At 45.3% G+C, this 23,794-nt stretch carries 25 protein-coding genes and 3 pseudogenes; 19 read left to right on the top strand and 9 right to left on the bottom strand.

The annotated features are described in order from the left end of the window. Positions 1 to 57: 57 nt before the first annotated feature. The 6 genes and pseudogenes from ACHZBS_RS26265 to ACHZBS_RS26240 form a co-directional block, all read left to right on the top strand. A pseudogene (locus tag ACHZBS_RS26265) lies at positions 58 to 975 on the top strand (IS481 family transposase); the annotation flags it as partial. A gap of 184 nt (positions 976 to 1,159) precedes the next feature. Next, positions 1,160 to 1,504, top strand: a complete 345-nt coding sequence (locus ACHZBS_RS26260; RefSeq protein ID WP_394708030.1) for a transposase — start codon at positions 1,160 to 1,162, stop codon at positions 1,502 to 1,504. Positions 1,505 to 1,576: 72 nt separating this feature from the next. After that, entirely contained in the window at positions 1,577 to 1,846 is a 270-nt protein-coding gene (locus tag ACHZBS_RS26255) for a leucine zipper domain-containing protein (protein WP_319404678.1), read from the top strand. 13 nt (positions 1,847 to 1,859) lie between these two features. Beyond that, positions 1,860 to 2,891 carry a hypothetical protein gene (locus tag ACHZBS_RS26250; protein ID WP_319404677.1) on the top strand — a complete coding sequence of 344 codons (1,032 nt, stop codon included), beginning with the start codon at positions 1,860 to 1,862 and terminating at the stop codon, positions 2,889 to 2,891. Between the two features lie 551 nt (positions 2,892 to 3,442). After that, positions 3,443 to 5,185, top strand: coding sequence for a retron Ec67 family RNA-directed DNA polymerase/endonuclease (locus ACHZBS_RS26245; protein ID WP_319409497.1), 1,743 nt, complete (start codon positions 3,443 to 3,445; stop codon positions 5,183 to 5,185). A gap of 254 nt (positions 5,186 to 5,439) precedes the next feature. Continuing rightward, positions 5,440 to 6,279, top strand: coding sequence for a competence protein CoiA family protein (locus ACHZBS_RS26240; RefSeq protein ID WP_319409496.1), 840 nt, complete (start codon positions 5,440 to 5,442; stop codon positions 6,277 to 6,279). 359 nt (positions 6,280 to 6,638) lie between these two features. Here the strand turns inward: ACHZBS_RS26240 and ACHZBS_RS26235 are convergent, their stop codons facing one another. The 7 genes and pseudogenes from ACHZBS_RS26235 to ACHZBS_RS26205 form a co-directional block, all read right to left on the bottom strand. After that, positions 6,639 to 7,874 carry an Arm DNA-binding domain-containing protein gene (locus ACHZBS_RS26235; RefSeq protein WP_319409495.1) on the bottom strand — a complete coding sequence of 412 codons (1,236 nt, stop codon included), beginning with the start codon at positions 7,872 to 7,874 and terminating at the stop codon, positions 6,639 to 6,641. A gap of 77 nt (positions 7,875 to 7,951) precedes the next feature. Then, the gene (locus ACHZBS_RS26230; protein ID WP_319409494.1) at positions 7,952 to 8,251 is read right to left on the bottom strand and encodes a hypothetical protein; all 300 of its coding nucleotides are present in this window, start codon (positions 8,249 to 8,251) and stop codon (positions 7,952 to 7,954) included. Positions 8,252 to 9,103: 852 nt separating this feature from the next. After that, a complete protein-coding gene (locus tag ACHZBS_RS26225) occupies positions 9,104 to 10,267 on the bottom strand; it encodes a hypothetical protein (RefSeq protein ID WP_319409493.1) in 1,164 nt (387 codons plus the stop codon). A gap of 966 nt (positions 10,268 to 11,233) precedes the next feature. Further along, positions 11,234 to 11,773, bottom strand: coding sequence for a hypothetical protein (locus tag ACHZBS_RS26220; RefSeq protein WP_319409492.1), 540 nt, complete (start codon positions 11,771 to 11,773; stop codon positions 11,234 to 11,236). 110 nt (positions 11,774 to 11,883) lie between these two features. Continuing rightward, entirely contained in the window at positions 11,884 to 12,369 is a 486-nt protein-coding gene (locus tag ACHZBS_RS26215) for an IS1595 family transposase (RefSeq protein ID WP_319410199.1), read from the bottom strand. Positions 12,370 to 12,375: 6 nt separating this feature from the next. Continuing rightward, positions 12,376 to 12,654, bottom strand: a complete 279-nt coding sequence (locus ACHZBS_RS26210; RefSeq protein WP_319409491.1) for a hypothetical protein — start codon at positions 12,652 to 12,654, stop codon at positions 12,376 to 12,378. 36 nt (positions 12,655 to 12,690) lie between these two features. Continuing rightward, a pseudogene (locus ACHZBS_RS26205) lies at positions 12,691 to 12,858 on the bottom strand (transposase); the annotation flags it as partial. Between the two features lie 252 nt (positions 12,859 to 13,110). Between ACHZBS_RS26205 and ACHZBS_RS26200 the strand changes: the two are divergent. The 9 genes and pseudogenes from ACHZBS_RS26200 (at position 13,111) to ACHZBS_RS26160 (ending at position 20,444) form a co-directional block, all read left to right on the top strand. After that, a pseudogene (locus ACHZBS_RS26200) lies at positions 13,111 to 13,800 on the top strand (IS5 family transposase). 97 nt (positions 13,801 to 13,897) lie between these two features. Continuing rightward, a complete protein-coding gene (locus ACHZBS_RS26195) occupies positions 13,898 to 15,151 on the top strand; it encodes a hypothetical protein (RefSeq protein ID WP_319409490.1) in 1,254 nt (417 codons plus the stop codon). Next, positions 15,148 to 16,179 carry a hypothetical protein gene (locus tag ACHZBS_RS26190; RefSeq protein ID WP_319409489.1) on the top strand — a complete coding sequence of 344 codons (1,032 nt, stop codon included), beginning with the start codon at positions 15,148 to 15,150 and terminating at the stop codon, positions 16,177 to 16,179. The genes ACHZBS_RS26195 and ACHZBS_RS26190 overlap by 4 nt, the downstream gene beginning before the upstream one ends. A 32-nt stretch (positions 16,180 to 16,211) precedes the next feature. Next, the gene (gene merB, locus ACHZBS_RS26185; protein WP_170302474.1) at positions 16,212 to 16,415 is read left to right on the top strand and encodes an organomercurial lyase; all 204 of its coding nucleotides are present in this window, start codon (positions 16,212 to 16,214) and stop codon (positions 16,413 to 16,415) included. Positions 16,416 to 16,835: 420 nt separating this feature from the next. Continuing rightward, the gene (locus ACHZBS_RS26180; RefSeq protein ID WP_155306614.1) at positions 16,836 to 17,126 is read left to right on the top strand and encodes an isoamylase early set domain-containing protein; all 291 of its coding nucleotides are present in this window, start codon (positions 16,836 to 16,838) and stop codon (positions 17,124 to 17,126) included. A gap of 302 nt (positions 17,127 to 17,428) precedes the next feature. Then, positions 17,429 to 17,905 (top strand): GNAT family N-acetyltransferase, encoded by a 477-nt coding sequence (locus ACHZBS_RS26175; protein ID WP_319409488.1) that lies wholly within the window; start codon positions 17,429 to 17,431, stop codon positions 17,903 to 17,905. Positions 17,906 to 18,639: 734 nt separating this feature from the next. After that, on the top strand, positions 18,640 to 19,068 hold the full coding sequence (locus ACHZBS_RS26170; RefSeq protein WP_319409487.1) for a CpXC domain-containing protein: 429 nt from the start codon (positions 18,640 to 18,642) through the stop codon (positions 19,066 to 19,068). A gap of 319 nt (positions 19,069 to 19,387) precedes the next feature. Continuing rightward, positions 19,388 to 19,561, top strand: coding sequence for a hypothetical protein (locus tag ACHZBS_RS26165; RefSeq protein ID WP_319409486.1), 174 nt, complete (start codon positions 19,388 to 19,390; stop codon positions 19,559 to 19,561). A gap of 508 nt (positions 19,562 to 20,069) precedes the next feature. After that, complete coding sequence (locus ACHZBS_RS26160; RefSeq protein WP_319409485.1) at positions 20,070 to 20,444, top strand: hypothetical protein; 375 nt, start codon at positions 20,070 to 20,072, stop codon at positions 20,442 to 20,444. Between the two features lie 183 nt (positions 20,445 to 20,627). Here ACHZBS_RS26160 and ACHZBS_RS26155 read toward each other — a convergent pair whose 3' ends face one another. Continuing rightward, the gene (locus ACHZBS_RS26155; RefSeq protein ID WP_319409484.1) at positions 20,628 to 20,954 is read right to left on the bottom strand and encodes a PilZ domain-containing protein; all 327 of its coding nucleotides are present in this window, start codon (positions 20,952 to 20,954) and stop codon (positions 20,628 to 20,630) included. Then, a complete protein-coding gene (locus ACHZBS_RS26150) occupies positions 20,951 to 21,235 on the bottom strand; it encodes an HU family DNA-binding protein (protein WP_319409483.1) in 285 nt (94 codons plus the stop codon). Before ACHZBS_RS26150 ends, ACHZBS_RS26155 begins: the two co-directional genes overlap by 4 nt. A 219-nt stretch (positions 21,236 to 21,454) precedes the next feature. Between ACHZBS_RS26150 and ACHZBS_RS26145 the strand changes: the two genes are divergently transcribed. From ACHZBS_RS26145 to ACHZBS_RS26130, 4 genes are all read left to right on the top strand, one after another. Next, positions 21,455 to 21,871, top strand: a complete 417-nt coding sequence (locus tag ACHZBS_RS26145; protein WP_319409482.1) for a hypothetical protein — start codon at positions 21,455 to 21,457, stop codon at positions 21,869 to 21,871. Positions 21,872 to 21,960: 89 nt separating this feature from the next. Continuing rightward, a complete protein-coding gene (locus ACHZBS_RS26140) occupies positions 21,961 to 22,149 on the top strand; it encodes a hypothetical protein (protein ID WP_394708059.1) in 189 nt (62 codons plus the stop codon). A gap of 29 nt (positions 22,150 to 22,178) precedes the next feature. Next, positions 22,179 to 23,314 (top strand): IS3 family transposase gene (locus ACHZBS_RS26135; protein WP_319405970.1). Its coding sequence is split into 2 segments (ribosomal slippage): positions 22,179 to 22,458 and positions 22,458 to 23,314, totalling 1,137 coding nucleotides; the frame shifts between segments, so codons are not numbered across the junction. After that, positions 23,268 to 23,783 carry a class I SAM-dependent methyltransferase gene (locus ACHZBS_RS26130; protein WP_319409481.1) on the top strand — a complete coding sequence of 172 codons (516 nt, stop codon included), beginning with the start codon at positions 23,268 to 23,270 and terminating at the stop codon, positions 23,781 to 23,783. The genes ACHZBS_RS26135 and ACHZBS_RS26130 overlap by 47 nt, the downstream gene beginning before the upstream one ends. Positions 23,784 to 23,794 lie beyond the last annotated feature (11 nt).

Below are 23,794 nucleotides of genomic sequence, written 5' to 3'. Positions count from 1 at the left end.
CGCAAAAAATGGGTAACACTCCGGTAACTAGAAAACAAGGAGAAAGGAGTGTTATTCATGGGAACTCACCGCAAAAGAAAACCGCAGAAAAGGGGCAAGCGGGGGCGATCCGCGGCACCATACCCTTTCGAACTACGCCTCAAAGTGGTGAAGTTGTACCTGGAGGACGGATACCCGGCGCCCCTGATTGCCGAGCAGTTCGGCATCAGCGATTACAGCGTTTACAAATGGTGTAAGCGGTATCGGCAGCACGGGGAACAGGGCCTGTTGAACAAGGTTCACAAACCATCCGGATCGAAGCTGCCGGCCGCCGTCACCCAGAGCATCGTCGATCTGAAGAAGGAACATCCGGGTTACGGGATCCGGCGCATTGCCGATACTCTCAAGCGGTTTTTCCTGGTCCGGACCAGCCCCAGTACGGTGCAGCGCACCCTGCGGGACCAGGGGCTTGCCACCCCGGTCAAAACAAAGCCCAAAAAGAATCCGGCCAAGCCCCGCTTCTTCGAACGGGCCCGGCCCAACCAGATGTGGCAGAGCGATATCCTGACCTTTCGCCTGGCGGGTAAAAACGCCTACCTGATCGGGTATCTGGATGACTACAGCAGGTATATCATCGGCCTGGGATTTTACCGCAGCCAGACCGCGGAGAATGTCATCGAGACCTATCGCCGGGCCGTAGGCGAATACGGCGTGCCCAAGGAGATGCTCACCGACAACGGCCGACAATACACCAATTGGCGGGGCACCACCCGCTTCGAAAAGGAGCTTGCCAAGGATCGGGTCAAGCACATCCGGTCCCGTCCGCACCATCCCATGACGCTGGGCAAGATCGAACGCTTCTGGAAAAGCATCCTGAGCGAGTTTTTGCAGCGGGCCCAGTTCACCAGCTACGAAGATGCCGCCGGCCGGATCGCCTTCTGGGTCAAGTATTACAACTACAAGCGCCCGCATCAGGGCATCGGCGGCCTATGTCCGGCCGACCGGTTCTTCGAGATCGATACGGCCCTGAAGCAAACCCTGGAACAAGGCGTGGAGGAGAACGCCCTGGAACTGGCCCTTAGGGGCAAACCCCGCGACCCGTTTTACATGGTGGGCCGCCTGGGGGACCAGAGCGTGGTGATCCGCGCCGAAAAGGGCAAGGTCAAGATGCTGGTGGACGATGAAAAAGAACTGGTCTACGATGCCGGAAAGGACTCCCCTCATGAAAACGCGAACCCGCCGGGTATTCGACCCGAAAGAGAAAATCACCGCCGTACTGTCCGTCTGGACGGAAACCAAGAAAATGACCCAGGTCTGCCGGGAGATGTCGGTCAGCTGGGCGCTGTTGGATCAATGGCAGAACCAGGCCATGGAGGGGATGCTCGCCGCCTTGTCTCCCAAACGGCCCCAGACGACCCGGGAACTGCCTCCCCGGCTGCAGAAACTGATCGACAGGAAGCTGTCGGGCGGCAACCTGGTCAAACTGGAAAAGCGTCTGAAAACCATCCAGAGCAAGGCCAATTAGCCTATGGAAAGAAAACCGCAGGACCAGGCCCGGTTGCGGGCGCAACTGATCATGAAGGTGCGCTGCGGTCTGATGACGGCCGCCGCGGCGGCCAGGCAGCTGGGGGCGTCCCGTAAGACCTATTACAAATGGGAGCAGCGGGGGCTGTCCGCGCTGCTCGACGGTCTGTCCGACCAGGTGCCGGGCCGGCCGGAGAAGGAGGAAGCCCCGGCCCGGGCGATGTTCGAAAAACAGATGGCCAGCCTTCGCCGGGAGAAGGAACTGCTCGAACAGAAATTGATTTTAAAGGACATCGCCTTCGACCTTCGCATCCGGTCCAAAGACCGGAAGAAAAAAAAATGAGCAGATCAAAAACATGGTGGCCCAAATAGAAACCTTAAAATCCGAATACGGCGTGCCGGTAGCCCGGCTGGTGCCCATGACCCGTGTGAGCCTGCCCAGCTACATGCGCTGGAAGCGGCGCATCCATGATGGCAGGAAGCCGGTGCAAAAGCCGGGCGCTAAAAAAATCCAGCCCATCGACCTGGGTGCGTTGAGACAGCAGATTGAAGATTTGCCCCATGGCCGCAAGCGCACGGCCGGCACTGGCAACTTGTACGAGGCCTGCCGGCATGGGATCTCGCGCCGGGAGTTCAACGCCATGGTGAAAGCGGTTCGCACAGATACAAACAAGGATAAAGCCGCCTGCCAGTGCCAGGCTAAGTGGCTGCGGCCGGATCTGGCCTGGGCCATGGACGGCCTGGAATACCGGGATTGTTACGTTCAGAACGTCCAGGACCTGTGTTCCCGGTATAAGTTCGCTCCCCTGACCAGCGCCTATGAGCCCTGCGGGGAGGAAATCGCCGGCCACCTGTCTCGGCACTTCGGCCGGTTCGGTCCGCCGCTGTTTATCAAGCGGGACAACGCCGGCAACCTGAATCACGCTTCGGTCAACGACGTTCTTGAGGAACACATGGTCATCCCCATCAACAGCCCCTATTACACCCCCAGTTATAACGGGGCTATCGAACACAGCCAGGGGGAACTGAAAACCTGGCTGTGCACATGGAAACATGCGGCCGACTCCGATCGGGAATTGGAACTGCAAGTGGACAACGCGGCCCATGCATGGAATCATCGTCCCCGGCGCAGCCTGTCCGGCAAGAATGCCTGCCGTGCCTATTTTTCTTCTTCACGATTGCGCCGCACCAAACGTCAGCGAAAGGAGGCCTATGACTGGATTTTCGATCTGGCCGTTGACATCTCTGCACGCGCCGGCAAGAATGGAATCGATCCGACCGCATGGCGCGTGGCTGCCAGAAAATGGATGGAGAGAAACCGGATGATCGTCATCCGCAAACCGGAAAAAGTGTTACCCCATTTTTTGCCGAAATATTGTCATAATTAGCGATGCAGCACACTACCCCTCAGGCTGTCCAGCCGATGGGGTCCACCTCCAGATGCCAAGATTCATTTAAAGATGACAGAGGACTGGCAATACCGCTTGACGACGATTTTTTGATAGAGTCACTTATTCATATATCAAATGAAGAACGTATAAAAATCGACAAAATGTTAACATCTGTTATAAATGATATTACATTCTCCTAAGAAATGGTTAGATTGGACCAAAGGAACTCTTTTAGAACGCTTCAAAACGAGACCTAATGGTACGTATTGATTTTTACAATGTTTTCGAATCAATACAAACTCTTTGTGGCACTTAAAATCGTTATGTGTTTTTAATAAATTAATAGGTAGACATTACAATATTTTCCATGATATAGAAATTTGACAGGTGGGCTTATAGATAGATTTTTTGCCATGTTTCGTGGCAAGTGAAAAGAATGTACCTGAGATTGCTTTACCCACGCTCAGCAATTGTTTAGCATACAGCAAATTCCGCACAAAGAGTATCTATAAGCCCACCTATTCATTTTAACTAAATTTTTCTTTTTTATGTCAAGACTTGAAGAGTTAAAATTTGCTGCATCCCGATCAGATGTTGCCAAGACTCTTGGTTTCAAACCAAAAGCTCTTTCCTATATTCTATTTCATAAAAAAACACCTAATTATAATCAATTCGAAATACCTAAACGCAAAGGTAACTATCGACTAATTTGCGCACCTTGCCCAGAACTAAAGAAACTTCAAAGACGACTTTCTGTTCTGCTACAAGACTGCATTGATGAAATCAATAAATCTCGAAATATTAAATCGGCGATTTCGCACGGATTTAGACGTAAGTTTTCAATTGTCACAAACGCCTCCATTCACAGAAAAAAGCGTTATGTCTTTAATATAGATTTAGAAAATTTTTTTGGAGTTATCAACTTTGGTAGGGTTCGAGGCTTCTTTATAAAAAACCAAAATTTCAAACTGAATTCCGATGTGGCTACCGTCATTGCTCAAATTGCATGTCATAACAATTTTCTTCCACAAGGTAGCCCTTGCTCTCCTGTTATATCAAATCTAATTGCTCACATATTAGACATTCGTCTTGCAGCTTTAGCAAATCGAGTTGGTTGCTCCTATTCACGCTATGCGGACGACCTAACATTCTCAACCAATAAACGCTGCTTTCCTGGAGAAGTAGCAGTCCAGTGTGATGATGAAAATCATCATTGGAAAGTATCTGATAAATTAGAGTATATTATCAAAAAACAAAAATTTGAGGTTAATCATTCTAAAACCAGGATGCAGTACAAGGATTCACGTCAGGATGTTACTGGATTAGTGGTCAACACAAAAATAAACGCACGAGTAGAATACAGGCGAACAGCACGTGCCATGGTTCATCGTTTGTTGAATAAAGGCACTTTTCAAAGAAAAGAGACCGAGGTTGACGAAAATGGTCATATTATTGAGTCGTTAAATGATGGAACAATAGAACAACTTAATGGAATCTTGAGCTTCATTAATTCAGTAAACTTAATTAATAAAAAAGATGCTGACACTACCGGATCAAGAGAGAAACCAAAGGAAAGTGATGATCTTTCTTGCAACGAAAAAGTATATCGCGATTTCCTTTTATTTAAATATTTTCATTCACTCAAGAAACCTATAATTATTTGCGAAGGAAAAACCGACAACATTTATCTCGAATGTGCAATTAAAAGTTTAGCAGATAAACATACAAAATTGGCAGAAGATAAGGGAAATGAAGGCATAAAGTTAAAGATTAATTTCCTCAAAAGAACTCCAACCACTAGCCGTATTTTATCTTTATCCGGAGGTACAGGCGAACTTAACAACTTTATTACCACCCTCAGAAAATCTGGCAAACGAATATCTTTTTCAGAAAAGAAACATCCTGTTATTTTACTTATTGATAATGATAGTGGCGCAAAAAAAATTTTTTCTCACATTAAGTCAATCAAAAATTCAATCGTCAATAATAAATCAAAATTTTTATTCGTTTCAGACAACTTATATGTTGTTCCTACTCCGCTTACAGATAGTGGAAAAGAAACAAAGATAGAAGATTTCTTTAAAAAAAGTATTTTAAAAACCGAAATTAATGGAAAAAAATTTAATCCAAGTGAAAAAGAATTCAATCCAAAAACTGAGTATGGAAAATACCTTTTTGCTAAACTCGTAATAAAAAAGAATCAAGATAAAATTGATTTTAGCGGTTTTAATTCGATTCTCGACAGGATAGAGGCTGTATTAGAAGACTATAAAAGTAGATTTTCTTTATGAATCAACTTTATAAGTTCTGATAAAAAATTCTTCTTAAGTAAAGATCAAATCTATATCCAAAATTGTAACTATTTTCAAATAACTTTTTATCTAAAATGGTATAAAGTGACATCCGAACTAAATCTGTTGAAATTGTAAAATCACGTAATTCAATAATGTTTCGTTATTTTATAGAATGGCGTAACGTTTCCTAATAATTCAATATATTACGGATTCGACTCCTTCCGCTCATATACATTTTTCAAGGAGTTAAAATGAAATTCGCACTTGTTAATGGCGAAAAAACTGAAGCCACCTTAGGAGCTAAAGGGATCTGCCGTGCATGTGGTTCCGATTTAATTGCTAAGTGTGGAGAGATTAAAATTCACCATTGGGCACACAAAGGGAACCGTAATTGTGACCCATGGTGGGAAAACGAAAAGGAATGGCATCGTGGTTGGAAAGGACACTTTCCAGTTGATTGGCAGGAAATTATACACAGAGATAAAAACGGTGAGAAGCACATCGCAGATGTAAAGACTGATCAAGGTTGGGTTCTTGAGTTCCAGCATTCCTACCTTAAACCCCAAGAGCGTCGAGAACGGGATGCATTTTACCAAAACTTAGTTTGGGTCGTCGACGGAACGAGGCGAGAGAGAGACATACCACAGTTTAAAAGGGCATTAAGCGAAGGCGCAATGATTAGCGCAAAGCTTAAGATTCACAGTGTGTTCAGTGACGAATGTGCACTACTGAGGGAATGGGTCGGATGCCGCGCATCGGTTTTTTTTGATTTCGCTGAGGGTAACAAATCTAAAGGTGGTTCACTTTGGTGGCTCCTTCCATGGAGCCCCGGCGGGAGTGCGTTCGTTCTACCATTTTCGCGTGCGGACTTTATCGGGTTGCATCAAACCAAGCCGGAACAAGGAGACCTTGATTTTCGTGCGATATTGAAGATACTTATCGAATCAGTATCACGTTTTATTTCGAAAAGCCGAGCTCAGACTCGTGCGCAGGAGCTGCAACTACTCGCTCAACAACAGCAGTTCCTTCGTTCTCGCGGACCTAAGAGCCGCCCGCAATACTCGGTCCGTAAAGGACGTCGGAGACTGTAAATTGTATCGATACATTGGATAGCTTGACCAAAAGACGTTCAAAACTCCATAGTAGGCTTAAACTATGATATTTTCTGTGACCTAAATTGTGCCCATTTTCAGTGTTATTAATGAATTTGTAGGGATAATCAGTGACATCCGAACTGAAATTATAGCAAAAGAAAAAGCAAATATTGCTATAACCTTACGTCATTATAAAACACTCTTAACATACCTATATAATTAGAAATTCTACGGATTCGACTCCCGCCGCCTCCACCACCATTTTATCTTTAATATCAACTACTTAACCATCTATAGCATGCGACTTTCACCATAACTTTCACCATGATTTTAGTGAAAGATTGGGTGGTGGGCCTTCATAACCTTTTAAAATCTTTACCAAAGTAATCCAAAATCTTGCCCGCGTCCGTCTCAAGACCCTCTCGGTATTTTCCGTAGACTTCGTAAAGCATCTGTTTTGAGGCATGACCCATTAACTTCTCCAACCGCCCGATATCAACGCCGATGGTCAAAGACCATGCCGCAAAGCTGTGCCGCGTGGTATATGGCACTTTGTAGGCGATACCGGCTTTCTCAAAAGCCGAGGTCCAGGGGTTTTTACGAAACGAGTCAACATCAAAATTCCGGCCGCTTTTCATCGTAAACACAAACTCCCCGTTCGACCTATAAAGGACAATATCAAGTCGCCTGCGCAGGGATTCGGTAATCGGCAGGCTTCGTTTTCGATATTCGTTTTTTAAATCAGACTTTTCAAAATTCCTGACGATGGAATTCTGAATGACGATACGATCTTGATGAATATCTTCCTTGCGAAGCCCCGCCATCTCCGAGCCTATCATGCCGGTCATAATCATCGTTTCGGCAATAGGTCGATAATAAGGGTCAATTTGATCCATAACCCGCCCCCATTCGTCAAAACGGAAAACCTCAGGATGCTTTTTTGACCTAGCGGGCAAGTATTTTTTCAAATAAACAAAGGGGTCGGAGAGATTCCAGCGATGTTCCTCACAGGCATCCTCCCAGATGGCCCGCAAGGGAATTAATATGTTGCGGATCCTTGAGCCTGACAAAGGTTGGCCTTGCTTCTTCCCATCCTTAAAAACCAGGGTTTGGATAAATTCCTTCAGTGCAACACCGGTTAGTTGGAAAAAAGTACGGTTGCCAAAATGGGGAACCAGCCAATATTCGATGATCTGCTCATAATCTCTTTTTTTTGTTACGGATTTGCAATCCCCTATGAATCTTTCTTTCCAGTTTGCGGCATAATCCCCAAACAATACATTTTCCGGTTCCGGTCTGTACTCCCGACCCTCAAGCTGTGCATAAAAGGCTTTTTCTTTTGCAGAAGCACCGGGAAAAGCCTTTGCAAATACAAACGTTCCGTTGGCAATTTTTTCCTTTTGCCGGTCCACCCACTCGTAAAGCGTTTGCCGGTTTTCGGGCGTATCATCCAATCCGGACGATTTGACGATTCGTTGCCCGTGATACCTGAGGTCCGTGTATAATTTTTTGGACCCGGGCTTGTTGAGCACCCCCGACTTCCTTTCGGTTGCCATCGAGTGGTTTTTATCAAAATTCAAAATGGTCGCCATTGTAATCTCCAGATACACATCCCCCCTTCCTGTCTGACGGTCCGTAACAGATAATATACAAAAATATCCAGCATTATTCAATAGTTAAGATCAATTGCGGACTTTATAGACGAATAGTTCCCCTTTTCAGCCGTGTAGACAGATGCCGGCTTCACGTCTTCGGGATCGGGGGTGTCAATTTCGTGCAACGATCTAATGGTCTCAAGTTCCCAGATAAAACGGATCACCCGCCCTTTTTGAATGAAGTGCTGCTGGGGGATGAGCTTGCCGCTGCTTTTCCATTCAAAAATGGTTGTCCTTCCCACCTGCAGACGTCTTGCGTACTCATCCATTGTCAGCAGTTCAAACGGCGGTTGTGTTTTTTTGGGGTTGTCCATAAAAAGTTATCAAAAAGTGATATACAGGTCGGCAAAACGATATCATTTAATATTTCTCAAATGTTTTTGATCGGGCGAAGAACGCATTAGTTTCATTGATGATTCGCATATTTCGTAGTTTTGCCTGTCCTTTCAGTATATTGTGGCGTGTCGTACGTTCCCACCGATACAGTGATGGCAGGCCTTCATAAAATTTCAAATAGTCGCGTGCCAAAATCTTACTCTTGTCCCATTGCTTTTTGTTAAAAATAAAAAGCTCACCGTTGATCACAACCTGCACCGGCTTTCGGATCTTTCCCGGACGATTCTTTTGTGTTTTCGCTCTCCTGAAAACAGAATTATGAAATATTCTGAGATCTTTTTTTGAAACTATGTACGTCAATTCATCGGTTCGGTTAATTACTAAGTACATGGTTGTACCTGCATTTATTTTTTAGCATGGGATCTCTCCTACTGTTTCTTCGGATTGCCAAAACGGCGGCCCATGCCCAATCTATGCCTCACCACACAAAATTTTAATTGGTGAGGCTAATTTTAATGATCCATTCCAACGTTTTGTTATTGATTTTGCGAATCCCACCATAAGAAACGGTTAACTTTGTCCTAAAACTACAGCTACAAAATTAAGCGCACAATAGGCTTATATAATTTGAAAAAAAAAGATATACTTTGCTTTTTAAAGACGTTGAATAGTCTGTAATGCGGGCTCAGGTTACACAGTATTTTTTAAATCGGGGTCTGCGGCGTGCCTAATGCTTGGAAAAATGGACGGCGATGTACCATCCATGATTAATGGATTTAGGGAGAGTGCTGCTGTCGACGCGTAGGAGTATTTTAACTTATTGAAGGCTCTTACTTACACCTTGGTGATTTGGTGAGGACCTGGCGCAACCGGTCCAGGCCGACGTCATAATGATCACTTAGTATTTCGAGAGTTATTTCGTGAGCAGGCGCTTTTTCTGAAAAAACTTGGTCCCAGTAATCGAATGGCCAAAAATCTCGCAGTTTCGATATCGGAAATATAGAACCTTTCAGCAATTGGATCTTCTGAATCAGTTTCAATAAATAAGCATAACCACTGCCAATCTCTTCTTTTAGTTCCGATATGGTTAAACGAGCAAGTTTATTCTTCTCTTTTGGCCAGTACGATTTTGATAAAAGTTTCCTTTTCGAGTGTAAGTTAAATATTTTTTTATCTGGAACTAAGTGGATGATGTATGGAAAAAGCCGACCGTAATAATCGAGTGCTGCAACCAAACTTTCAAGATCTTTGATGACATGGGACAATTGAAAATCAGCTGAATATGACTCCAAAAAATAACCTTTTCGGTGAGCATTCTTTAACGCGGCGATCGAAACTTGAAGTCTTTTAGATTTGCTAAAAAGTATTGATACCTCTTTTCCATATTGATCGGTTTGAATATTTCGCAGCCGCTTGCATAGTTCCTGCTCACATTCTTTACTAAAAGTCTTGAGATATTTCGGATAGGCGCTTTGATGAATAAAATGCCTTTTGCAAATGGCATTGCGATCAAGGTCCAAATCAAGACAATCCAGAACAAAGGTAAGTTTCCTGAACTTTGACCAATCCTTTTTTCGCGAAAGTTTTCTTCGAACTGCATCCCTAAGTTGTCTATCCTCGATTACAAAAATTAATTCGCGTAGAAAATGTTTGTCTGGTTTCAAAAGTATAGCCAGACAAAAATCGGTGAAGTTTATATCCTCGTTCAATAGGCTTACAATTGAATTTACAATTGCTTCCGATTGTAAATCGATTGCCTCTTTCGTTATAAAAACTTTCATGCTACGGGCATGATGCTTCTCGTCAGCCTCTCGAACTGATTCTACTATGGTTTTTAAAAACTCAGGCACACTAAAAGCCTTGGACTTTTTAATTATGATATTCGGTTTAGGAATGGAGTTGGGCAGGCTTGTTTTTCCATGCTGATCTTCAAATAGGAGCACCGATGATGGTATTAAACACTCTATATCTTTTTTAGAAATATATAAATACATTTCAAAACATGCGTTTAGAGATTAGACGGCATTTTATTCTAATTGATTGAGAGGTCGAAGCGTTTTTTGCCATACAAGTACCTCCTTGCCCACTGATATTCAACAATATTTTAAACTAGACATAGTCGGTGCTGAAAAAGCCGTTACACGGATAGGCCTTTCGGTCAATTGGTTCGCATTGCCACAAACCACGAGCATCTTGCGTACCTGAATAAAATATTGCTGTTCGGTTCAATTAAAACCATCCGGATGACGGTATGTCCGCCATCGCCAAAATCAAGTATGCAATGGATCTGGGAAAGTCTGCTATTTCGAATTCCGCAATTGTACCATTAATGCCCATGGATGAAAGCTGCTTTATTCCCATTACGATATTTGAATCATGAAGATTGGTGGGCTATATAAACAACCAGTGGTTTAGGGTTCCCCAAAAAAATGCAGAAAACGGCATCTAAAGACCCTGAAATTTGCACATTTTCGCCCCTATTAGTATGGATTTCAGATCCCAAGTTGGATTCCATGTGCCCTGGCACATAAATCTCTTCAAACCCCACTTTCTGGCGATTAAATTGCTACCGGAAGCTACCTCCAAGTGGTGGCCAGAGATATTCAGATCTTGTCACCAGATCCCTCAAGATAGCCAACACAGCCCGACTATCAACGCCCTTCCCTTTGCCGACATTAAAGAAATCCACGTTCTCACCGGGTTACCATGATTTTTCCTATGGGATGAAGATTATGAGCCTCACGATCTAACCATAATTCACTAAATTACCCTGAAATCCACTATAGCCGGAGCAAGAATAAGGATTTTTTTCACTATGGAAATGCTTCGCGATTTATTTAAAACCGGTCAACGAGAATGAGAACATAAGCTTATCGCAGGGATATAGACCCATCGTTATGTGTGCTGCATCGCTAATTATGACAATTTTTCAGGAAAAAATTGGGTAACACTTCTTCCGGTTATTGGATGATTATCAACCGGTGCTTCTCCATCCATTTCCTGGCCGATACGCGCCAGGCGGTGGGACAGATTTCATTCTTGCCGGACCGTTCCGATATGTCAACGGCCAAGTCCCGGATCCAGTCATAAACCTCCTTTCGCTGGCGTCTGGTGTATCGAAGCCGGTCAGCGCAAAAATAAGACCGGCAGGCGTTTCTCCCGGACAGGCTGCGCCGGGGCCTGTGATTCAATGCATGGGCGGCATTATCAACCTGCAGGGCCAGTTCACTCTTGGATGTAGCGGTATCTTCCCATTTGCGCAACCACCCTTTCAACTCCCCCTGGCTGTGCTCGATAGCCCCGTTGTATCTGGGGGTATTAAAAGGGCTGTTGATGGGGATGACCATGTTCTCTTCCAGCAGGTCGTTCACCGCCCAGTGGTTGAGATTGCCCCCGTTGTCCCGCTTGATGAACAGCGGCGGTCCGAACCAGGTGAAGTGCCGGGACAGATGGCCGGCGATCTCCTCCCCGCAAGGATGGCGGTGGATGGCCTGGAACAATCCGTGGTCCTGCGGCGAATTACCTTGATTTTTAATGAAAAATTGTGTTGGCTGGAATTGCAACGAAATTCAAATAATTACGGATCTATGACCCATAAAAAGGCTGACTATTACGAATAGAAGAAAGCCAGCCCGTTGTTTGGAGTGCGACGTTTCTGTTTTCCGGTGGCATCGTTCAGCACCGATTTAAGCATGGTCATTACCGGCATTGGTGTCCAGGTGATCTTCCGTTTACCAGCCTTAGTTTCCTTCTCAATGGGAATACGATGGTTCCAGCGAAAACTGATCTCTCGCAGGTAACGGTCGAGGTGCTTTCCACTCATGTAGTGAAAGACACCTTCTTTGACACGCTCAAGCATGGCACCAAAAGATTCGGCAGTATTGACATGAACCGAGCCACGGACGTACTCGCGTTTGCCGTGGATGACGCGCTGATGACCAGCAAACGATTCGGCAATGTTTTTGTAGCTGTGATGACCATCGCTCATGATCCAGGCATCCTTGTTAACGGTTGCAGTAACCACAGGTCGAAGCGCTGAGATTTTATCACTGGTAACCTTTTGAGCCCTCACGGAGCCTTGTCGCTGGGCAGCGATAAATACTCAGAATTTACGTGTACCGCGCCCCCGCTTGTTTTGTACACCGGGTTGATAACGCGGGTTGCCACCGACATAAGTTTCGTCGAGTTCAACGACACCGGAAAGCTTGGCACTCAGCACAGGTGTCATCATGTGCCGAATGGCGTGACCCATTCGCCATGCGGCCGGCTGCGACATGCCCAGATAACGCCCCAAGAAAACGGAAGAGACGCCCTTGCTGGAATGGACGATCAAATACATGGCTTGAATCCATTTCCAAAGGGGCAACTTGGTGCTGTGCATCGGTGTCCGGGTCGTGACCGTAAACTGACGTTTGCACGGATAGCATTCGTACAAACCGGGTCGGACATGCGGGCTTTTCAACGCGCATGAATTCTGACAACCGCAGAGTGGGCACTTTCGACCATCCTGCCAGACAACGGATTCAAAGAACTCACGACATGACTGCTCATTAGGAAAATGTTTTCGTAATTGGTCCAAGTTCATGACGACTGCTCCTTTCAGTTGATTTAGGAACAGTCATATCAGCGACCTGTGACAGATCCGGTCACACAGACGCCTTTTTTTAGGTCATAGGTCCGAAATTTATTGATTATTTAACGGTTTCCAACCTTATCAAGCATAGTTGGAGAGCGATATAAAGAGGCTACCTCAAAAATTAATATAGACATATGTTCAAAAATATAGCATGTACTGGGGCTGGAACTCACAAACGAACAATGGCTCCGATTATAGCCTTTGATTCCATCCCCTCAACGCAAACGAAGATAGCAGAGGACGTCCCCGCAGGAATCCCAGGGATGTGCTCATCGGTATTTTATGGGTACTGCGAAGCGCCCTGGAAAGATTTGCCGCAGCGTTATCCCCCGCATCAGACCTGTCACCCCTGGTTCCAGACCTGGGTCCGACAGGAGAGTTCAAACATATCCTTACTGAACTGGGTGAGGATCTTTACCAACGCGGGGCATCGATATTCGGGAAACCTTTATCGATGACAGTTTCAACCCCGCAAAAAAAAGGGGGCATTGTTTCGGCCCTACAAAGCGTGGCAAGGGACGAAGGCATGGCCATCGCAGACGCTTCTGGTTTTCCTGTTGCCATTGACATACCAAGCCCTTCACCCCACGAAGTGAAGATAGTTGAAACCACCATCGAAAGCCGGTTTATCAGCCAACCGCCCGAGCGAATAATAGGCGATAAGGCTTATGATAGTGATCCACTTGATGAGAGCCTTCGGCAGCAGTATGGAACCGAGCTTATCGGTCCGCACAAGACGAACCGCAAGAAGCCTAAAACCCAGGACGGACTGGTATTGAAACCTTATCGGTCAGATGGGAAGTGGAACGTCTGTTCTCTTGGCTGTATAATTTCAGAAGACTGGTTACTCGTTGGGAATATCATGCTGATTGTTTTCTCGGCATGTTGTAACTAGGATGCATTGTCATCCTGCTACGTTATTTTTGAGATGCCCTCTAAATTAATGAAAACATTTTTGCTGTTTTGATGATACCAATGGGATACGGATATGGATAAAAAAACTCAAGGCGCTTGGATCATTCATCATACGCGGAAGCTTCAGGTAGTGACTTCTCAAGACTTTGATCAATTGGCTTTTGCTGGCAAATGTGGGCTAATGCTTTCTGGCATTGCAGCATCCTTTCAGGCCACAATGTCGCGAACAAGGGTCGATGCTCTTGCCAAAGCTAACGGTCTCAGCCCGCGTTCGGAGCTACCGGCCGTCCTTGCAGAATTAGAAAGGCAAAAAGTTATACAACAAGGGTTGGACACAGTAGAAGTCCTTGGACTAAGTACTCACTCTGTGCTCGATCACACATCTACTATTTTTCAAGAAGGCTCGCCCGATTCTGTGGAAAATGCGGTTATTGATATCTCTGAAAATGTCTCGGAAAGTCCGGTTTCTGAAAATGACTTAGTTCAGTTTACTAGTGATACCTTCGGGCTTAAAACATCAGACGCAAAAGACTTGGTTATGAAGGGAGAAGGCATAGGCTTTTTTGATGCCGAGAATGATAGTCGAGGCGAGCGCTTAGTTTTCAACGGCAATTTGTTCAGAGCCGATGAAATTCACAAGATCAACACCGTCATACAAACAATGGGGACTACCGAAACTCAGCGATTCCGTGAGCTAAATGACATTCTTGCCAAACAAGGTTGTATTACATTGAAGCAGGCTCACACGGTCGTAACCAGACAACTTTTTAACAAACTTCAATCCATCGGATTGTACGACGTGAACAAAATCGGTAATGAATCTGGAAGTCATTTCTTCGTTACTCGCCCTGCTGCGTTCTCCAAATTTACATCAACCATCGCCGATGACGCATTTGATCTATCTAAAGCCCTTGTCAGTTCGCTTACCTACGGTATGACAATAAGTGCTTTTGGACGTGGTCGGATTCAAATGATTTCCGCCCTTATGAACAAACTTATCGCTGGGTCATGGGTTGGGCCTGCTACTGCCATAGGCCATGACTATCAAGCCTTGGAATCGCGTGGTGTTGTTGAGGTTAAACCAAGTTCTGGCTCAATGTTTATCATGCGGCTACTGAAACGTGACGTTGGGCGGCTTGCGCTTGCGGTCATTCAAGAAGGTGACGCAACGTCTGAGGCTATCACTCAATTACCGAGCGCTGCAGTAAATCATTATACAGGACCAGAATCGAACCGTGTAATCATTAGGAAAAATATAACCGATCCATTAAAAAGGGGAGTCGGTAATCTGCTGACTGAACTTAGAACAGGGGGATTAAAGAGATGACAAGAAAAACCAACAAAGGAGCGGCGATGGAGGAAAGCCTACGTCGTTACTTTCTGAATCTTGGATATTTCGTTTTACGAGGAGTGAAGTTCCGCTATCACTCGTTTGACGTAACCGACGTTGACCTCTGGCTCTACGCGAAAACATCGGCACTCGCAAGACAAAGGACAAATGTTGATGTAAAGAACAAGAAAACACCACAAGCCCTAGAAAGGATTTTCTGGGTTAGAGGTCTAAAGGATACACTTGGTATGGATAATTGTATGGTTGCGACGACAGATTCTCGCGCGGATGTCCGAGAATTCGGTTTGACTCATAAGGTTGGCGTTTTGGATGGTTCATTCTTGGCTCGTCTACAAGGCAGTGCTAAAATCCAAATTGAAAGAATTTCAGAAGAGGAATTTCTCACAAAAGCTGACCATGCCTCCCTCGGCAAAATTGGCGGTGATTGGAAAGGTCGGTACGAAGAGGCAAAATCTCGAGTACTTACAGACCTTCGGTTTGACGGATGCAATGCGTACATAAATGATATACAGTTTTTTTTGGAGCAACTCTCATCGCGTAACAATTCTGAGCCAACACTCTTACGACTTGCCTATGCAATTATTTCAATGTTTGCGATTGCCATGGATTTCGTGCTCAAGGATTATTCTGCTTTGGATAATAGGCATCGATTCCAGTTGCTATGTGAAGGTTTCAGATATGGCGATTCTGGAAAAGCATATGCTACACGGCTAACTCGACTTGCTGCTGGTTTGACAGAGGTGGCCGGGATCGCCCCCAGTACTGGAAAAGCAGTGGTTGACGAGTTGAACAGGCAAGCGGAGCAGATACCCGCCGAGGCCCTTGCTGAGTTCTTCTCAAAAGGGTCAGTACATGGATCTCTGTTCTCTGCGGCCATAGAATTCGAGACAGCCGCCTTCGCCCCTGTTGTTCCCATTCCGTCAAAACTATCCTCGAACACTCAAGGCATCATAGGCGTACTATGCGATTTCCTTGGAATTGACAGAAAGAAGGTCTTAAACTAAAAGCGGCCCCAATTCATCATTCCACAGGACCTGTGCAAAAAAAACGCCTGACCAGGCAAACCCATCAGTTCGTGATAAACGATCATACCTTATGGACCTGGTGTGTCTGGAATAGCTTGTTTCTGCCGGTGTTGCTCAAGCAGACTGTAATCGTAGCGTCTTCTTGCCCTGCGGCGGGAAAAGAGATCGCCATCCGGCTCACTGTAACACCGAAGAAGGTGGTGCAGGTGTATTAGCGGTCATCATCCATATTGATGATGCTCGTGAACCTGAATGCCCCTGATCCATAATGAGACATTTAGATAGTCTGACGCATCATCCTACTTCACCATATGGACAAACTCTTTCTTTTTCATGGGTTCTCTTGCCGTAAATGACATCAATTTAACCATTCTGTAAAAAATACTGACACCCGAAGAATGTAATCTCTGATTAATATTGCCACGAATTGATGATATAAATATACGATTTTAGCCAGTTATCGGTTCATTTGAGGGTTTGCCAGTTTGGCATGTCGCTTGCTGTAAAAATTTAGGATATCTATTTTTACTCCTATGGTTACCAAAGACCCATAAATTGTCAGAATCCGGAATTTGACTTTTAGGGATTGCCATTTGTGCATTGAACCCAGATTTTCTATAACGAGGAGGAGAATCATGGATAAAACGAACAAACAGAAGAATAAAAGGCGGAAGATTACGTTTACATTAGAAGATATCGAGGCAAAAGAAGTTCACTTGGTAGGCAATTTTAATGACTGGAATGTCGGGGCACATCCAATGAAAAACGTTGGGAACGGAAAGTGGCGAAAACAACTCGCACTTCCGACAGGGAAATACGAATACAAGTTCATGGTCGACGGCTATTGGATGGTAGATCCCGCCAATGAACAAACATGTCCGAACTGTTTTGGAACGTACAACAGTATTGTAAGCCTGATTGTTTAACTCGGAAAACATATTCTGATTTTAGCAGTCCATTATGCACCCATTTCGAAAAACAACTGTTGCGTGTCACCTTTTTCCATGGGATTGTTGGTCCTTGCTGCGGTAGAAAATACAACACGAAAACTTGGTTCGGTACTGGCATGATTCACGGACCTTTACCCTATCAAGCATCATAGGCAGGCATTCAAAGGCCCGTTCGACGGCCTGGATCATGGGGACATGATAGAGGTTTTCAGGACTTAACGCGGATTTACAGGAGCGGATGGCAAATCCAACTGAGACGGTTTTAAATTCAACACGATATGATTGAGATACAAAAGGTATTAGACTCTGATATTGAAGTACTACGGTCAGCGGCAATATCTGCTTTCCTTGATGACGAAAGGTATAAGCCAGAAAATGCACTACCAGGTGGTCCCCCTGGCCACGATCAATTCGAAGAACATGTTCGATGGATTAGGAAGCATGATTACTTTAAATGTGTTTTTCACGGTAATATTATCGGTGGCTGCATCGTCAAAAAGCATCCATCTCATTACGAACTTTATGGGATCTTCCTTCGCAGCAATTTTATCGGAAAAGGAATAGGTAGCGAGTTTCTGAATGGTGTGATGAAAATGTATCCAGATAGATCACCTTGGCTGCTTGAAACTCCTAATTATTCAAAACGGAACCATAGATTCTATGAACACAACGGTTTCACTGTGAGCTTAAAAACCAACCTATACCCCAATTTGGGGTATGGCTTCATCATTTATCAAAAGCCTGCCTCAAAGTAGTCTTACAGAGTCTAACCATATAATATTTTAAAGGAAGAAAATACAATCTGTTTATCCATAAAACAAAAGTGATGCTTAAAATTTTCTCGTGGCCGACAGTTGTGACCGCATCTGTCACAGGTCTCCATTATCATGGCCTCATCCAAACCCCAAAGGAGGCCAAATATGGAAGAATTCATTATCGGAGAAGACTTTCCCAAAAATCAGTTTGAATTTGAAAAACGTTTCAATACCGAGCAGACCTGCCGTGACTATCGCGCAGGAAACATGATTTCGATATTTTAGGTAGGACCTCTTTAACCGATTTTTTATTTTCGTAATGAAGTTTGTTGAACAAATTCACTTATCGATTAATTCTTTTCTGGTCAGCGAGGGCTGTTTCTGGTGTCTCGATACAAAATCAACGGACCCTTTACCTATCGCCACTGTAATTGATATAAACGGTGTTTCCGTCATTTTTGATTTAGAACCTGCGAAAACTCAGCATGATATCAAACTCGCACGTAATGGGAATGTTTCGTGAAATTGCATCCATCAGAAAATTGTAACCGCTGGCAAAAATCGGTCTCTTAGAAATTCAGTGGAATTGCCATTTACCTCCATTCCACCCAATCCTCCCTAAGCCCCTGTGGTCCATACCGCTGCAGGGGCTTCCTTTTTCCTGAAATGATCGTATGACAATGCCATCCTCTTTCCCCGCCCGCAAAAACATCTGCAGATAAGGCGGGCAATCCATGACGACGATCGAAACAGAAAACATCGAATGCCCTTCATGCAAGGTCGAGCAGCATGTGGACGTATACCAGGCCATCAATGCTATGGAGAACTCGGAACTGGTCCAATGGCTTTTTAACGGTGACATTAACATTTTTAAGTGTAACGAATGCGGTCATGAGGCCCATATTCAATTGCCACTGTTGTTCAACGATTATCGAGTTGGCGTAAAGATCCAATATTTCCCGGAGCAATGGCTGGCTGATAATTCCGAAGGGGTGTGTAACGACTATCTTGGCATGCTGGCCAAGATGGGAAAGTTTCGGGACGATTTCCAATCGAACAAGCTGGAAGACCTGTTAGTAGTGTTTTCAATGGATGTAACGATAAGCCAGATCAAGTTCAGAACCCAGTTCTTCGACATGGCCAACAGCGGGATGAATGATTGAGACGATGCTGATTCGGTGTTTAGTCGCCCAAACGTTTTCCCAAAAACCATACCGCAGCGGGGGGCTGCCCTTTTAACAATCTTCGGTAATTCCTCAGACAATAATTGCGAAACTAACAAATTCTGTCTCCGGCTGACCAATCACATCTTGCTGAAATTAAAACATATTATTAAAAACTGTCATCCGGCACAGAAAATGCTAAACTGGTTGCCTGTGCCAGGAAAGGATACCTTTCCGGTATTTGCAATGATAAAGCTGCATCATAAATTCTATTAATTGGTTGAAACTGAAGATGAGTAGAGTTCAGGAATTGATAAACATGCTGGGTGAAAAAGAAGTCATCGCCAGAGCGGCAATAGCCAAGGCAAATCGTTCGTGTAAGATCTGCGGAGAACCGGCCAATAAGTTTCGGACGCCACGGGCAGAACTTGAATACAGCATTTCCATGATATGCCAGTCCTGCCAGGATTATTATATCCCTAAAGAGCAGTGAACTAAATTTCCGAACTTGGTAGCCTCAATTGACTTATGCAGGACGCTCATTTTGACAATCCTCGGCAATAATCCTGGCAATTATTGTCAGACAAGCGAGTTTTCACACTGATCTAAATATTTAACACACAGATATCTTTTTAAATCCAACACCTTTTCCAGGCCGGCACAGATTCTGCTGTATGAATTATCAGCGAAGGGAAACAACACCACATGGGTCTGAACGGGTACTGCAATGATTTCCTCTGATCTCTGATAGTGCTGCAACCGCACCTCTCTCACGGGCAAGGCCTACCTCCCTGGGTCTACCTCCCTGGGTCTTGCCCTTTCCTTTTATTGATTGTAGGCTGTAGCGAGTATTGGCCCAGTATTCCTGAACAACCCTATCCTGCACCGCAAATAAGAAACCCTAAGCTTTTGACACACTTTTCGACCATAGGGAGTTCATACGCCCGGTCAAAAAAACGTTCCATAAGGATTCGTGGTTTACGATTTCGGAGGGATCGATCATGCCGATTAAATACACCGTCGATAGAACCCAAAACCTGACCGTTTTCGATTTGACGGGCGAAGTTCCATTTTCTGAGTTGATAGATGCCATTGATGAGTATGGAAAAAACGATCCAACCCTTTACGAAATATATGACACCCGGGAAATAGGTGGCAACCGCTTAACCACCGCAGAAATTCAGAAACTTGCTGTCTATCTTAAAAGCCACGCCGATAGAAGGCCATTGGGTAGCAAAACGGCTGTGGTTGTAAATAACGAAATAGATTTTGGCCTGTCGAGGATGATTTCATCGCTTACCGATCAAGAGGTGCCATATAAAATTGAGGTCTTCAGGACTATGAATAAGGCCCATCAATGGCTTGATGAACCTTGAGATTATCATTTTCCAGATAATTGGCCAGGATGGATCTTCACTGAGCAGTCCATAGCCCCTAATTTGGTGTATAGCCGATTAAACACTCTTCCAGTGCCAAGGGGACAGAATCTGCCGCCAGGTCCAATGCCGGTGGTCTCCGCGCCGAAAAAATAAACTTGTTTGATCGTGAATCCTCTTTTGTCATCTATCGCCCTCATGAACAATCTCCGGGAAATGGCCCTCTTCGCAGATCAAGCCATTAATAGGCTCATTGAAGATCACTGCGAACCCCATAGGATCAATGCGAGACACGATACCGGATACATGAATAGTATTTTCGAAATCAAACAATGGAAATTGGAGCCTAATGGGCTGGCCAACGTCAATTTTATTCCATGTCCTTACGAATAAGCCGCCAGCACCAATGTTCTTGACCACATCCCGGTGAGTTCCCTCTTTGACGGTGTATTCCGCAATGATGAAAGCAGTCCGGCGAGGATATTGGCGTTGATTCGGTATAGGCTTCATTTTCTGTTTACCTTATCCCGTAACTTCCCGGACCACTTGAACGTAACCACACGTCTTGCCGGTAGAATGGCATCTTCTCCAGTAGCTGGATTCCGCCCCTTTCGTTCCGCCTTTTCCTTTACACAGAATTTTCCGAAGCCGGAGACCAGGACATCGTCACCGGATGCCAGGGAGGACTTGAGCAGTTCAAGGAGGGATTCTGCCAATTCAACGGACTTTGTTTTGGGAAAGTCAAGCTGCGTCTGAATCTGTTCAACGATGTCGCGTTTCGTAAATGCCATAGGTGTTGCTCCCTATATGAAATGAGGAGAAGGATAAAGATAAGTTCGCAAAGATTTCTATTCTTGTCAATGGGTTGGTATTGCTTGACAATCTGAATTATGGGAGATATATCTCAAAACACCCCTCTGAACGAATACCCGAATGCCGAGCATAATAAAATCGCCATAGCCACAGCTGCCATACATATTAAGATAATCTTATGATACGGGAGCAGGAGCATGGAAATAAGAAGGGCAAAAGGCCAGATTTTAAGGCAACATCTTTCAGGCGTTGATGTGGCCATTGCAGGAATTATGTTGCCGGAAGAGGTGCCAGACGATCTTGTTTGTTGGGAAGGTGCGAAAAGTACGATCTGCGTCAATAGATATGAAAGAGATCCGAAGGCGAGGTCTCAGTGTATCAAAATGCATGGTCTGGATTGCAAAGTATGTGGTGTCAATTTTGAGGAGATCTATGGATGGATAGGGAAGGATTACATTCATGTTCATCAATTAATACCAATAGCCTCGATTAGCGAGTGCTACCAAATCGATCCCCTCAAAGACCTGGTTCCAGTATGTCCTAATTGTCATGCAATGCTCCATGAGCGTAATCCGCCCTTTACAGTAGACGAATTGAAGGACTTGATGCCGTGATTTGCCCATTTTGTCGGCAATCTGACATCCTGGTCAATTTGGAACCGACCATCTGACCCATCCCCCCGAATAGGAAAAAGAAATTTCAAATGCGAAAATTCACGGAAGGTTTACTGGACATTGATCTCATTATCAACGCTTTGGAAATTAAACCTGGGCAGACGATTATTGATGCGGGTTGCGGCAATGGATACATGACCAAGATATTTTCGCAAACGGTATCCACAACGGGCAGGGGGCGGTGGACCCCAAAAACTGGACAATGTGCTAAGCTATGAGTCAGACCAAAAATGAGGAGGATCTGACGATGGGTAACAAGCGCAAATCACACAGTCCACAGTTCAAAGCCAAGGTCGCTCTGGCTGCCATTCAGAACGAAGAAACCGCAGCACAGTTGGCCAGTCGATTTGGTGTTCACCCCACCATGATTTCCACCTGGAAGCGGCAGATGCTCGACGGTGCAGCCGATATCTTCGATAAAAGCCACCGATCCAGAAAACAGGCCGATGCCCAAACCGCCGAACTGTACCGCCAGATCGGTCAACTCAAGGTGGAAAACGATTTTTTAGCACGCAAGCTCAGCAGCTGAATCGCAAACAGCGTAAATCCATGATCGATCCGTTGGATCGGCAGCTGAGCGTTTCCCGGCAGTGTGAACTAATCGATCTTAGCCGGTCATCCTATTACTACCAACCCATACCCATAAGCCAAGAAGAGCTGGAACTGATGCGCAAGATCGACGAACTGTATCTTACCAATCCATCCTCGGGCAGCCGAACGATCAGCCGCCAGCTGGATCGTCAGGGCATAACAGCCAATCGCAAACGGGTTCAGCGGCTGATGCGATTAATGGGTATCGAGGCGGTGTATCCCAAACCGCGGACCAGCCGCCCCCATCCCCAGCATAAGGTATATCCTTATCTGCTAAGGGGTATGACCATCAGTCGCACCAATCAGGTTTGGGCCAGCGACATCACTTTCATCCCCATGGCCAGTGGGTACATGTATCTGGTGGCGATCATGGACTGGCACAGCCGCAAGGTGCTCGCCTGGCGGATATCCAACACCCTGGACAGCGCCTTTTGTATCGATGCCCTTAAAGAGGCGTTGAGCCGCTATGAGCCACCGGAAATCTTCAATACCGACCAAGGGGCTCAATTTACCAGCAACGCGTTCACCAAGGTTCTCATCGATAACAAGGTCGCCATCAGTATGGATGGTCGGGGTCGTTGCCAGGACAATATATTCGTCGAGCGGCTGTGGTGGACCCTCAAACACCAATACATTTACTTGCACGCATTCGACACCGGTAAGGCGCTGCGGCAGGGTCTGGGCCGGTGGCTCGATTATTACAATCACGAACGGGGCCATTCGGCTCTTGACGACAGAACCCCGGATGAGGTTTATTACGGTCTGCCCCATCCTTTCGCCGAGGCTGCCTGATGCCTTTTTATCTTTTAAAAAGCTCTCGGCTCATAGCTTATTCTACCCCTCAGGCTGTCCAGCCGATGGGGTCCACCTCCGGGTACACGCCATTGACCGGGACAAATATTTTATAGAAAAACTTTCCGATGAAACCAAAGGCACTAATGTCGAATCGATAGAGGGGGATATGACCAAGCTTGATCAGTTAACGGAACATTCGGCCGATCTTATTTACGTCTCCACAGTGATACATGCCTTGCCCAAACAGAAATTGATCCCTTTTTTGAAAGAGGCGAAACGGGTATTAAAGCCCAATGCTTTGTTGGCAATTGTTGAAATTGAAAAGAAGGAAACTCCTTTTGGCCCAGCCATGGAAAATAGATACTCACCAGAAGAACTGATGCAAAAGGTCCCAATGGTGCCGGTAAAAACGGTCATGGTGGGTGAACACTTTTACATGCAGGTTTTTATGAACGTCGAAAATTGAATTGATGTACC

This window comes from uncultured Desulfosarcina sp. (assembly GCF_963664155.2).
Taxonomy (GTDB): domain Bacteria; phylum Desulfobacterota; class Desulfobacteria; order Desulfobacterales; family Desulfosarcinaceae; genus Desulfosarcina.
Note: the sequence above shows the minus strand (reverse complement) of the source record. Positions and strands in the feature narration are given on the sequence as shown.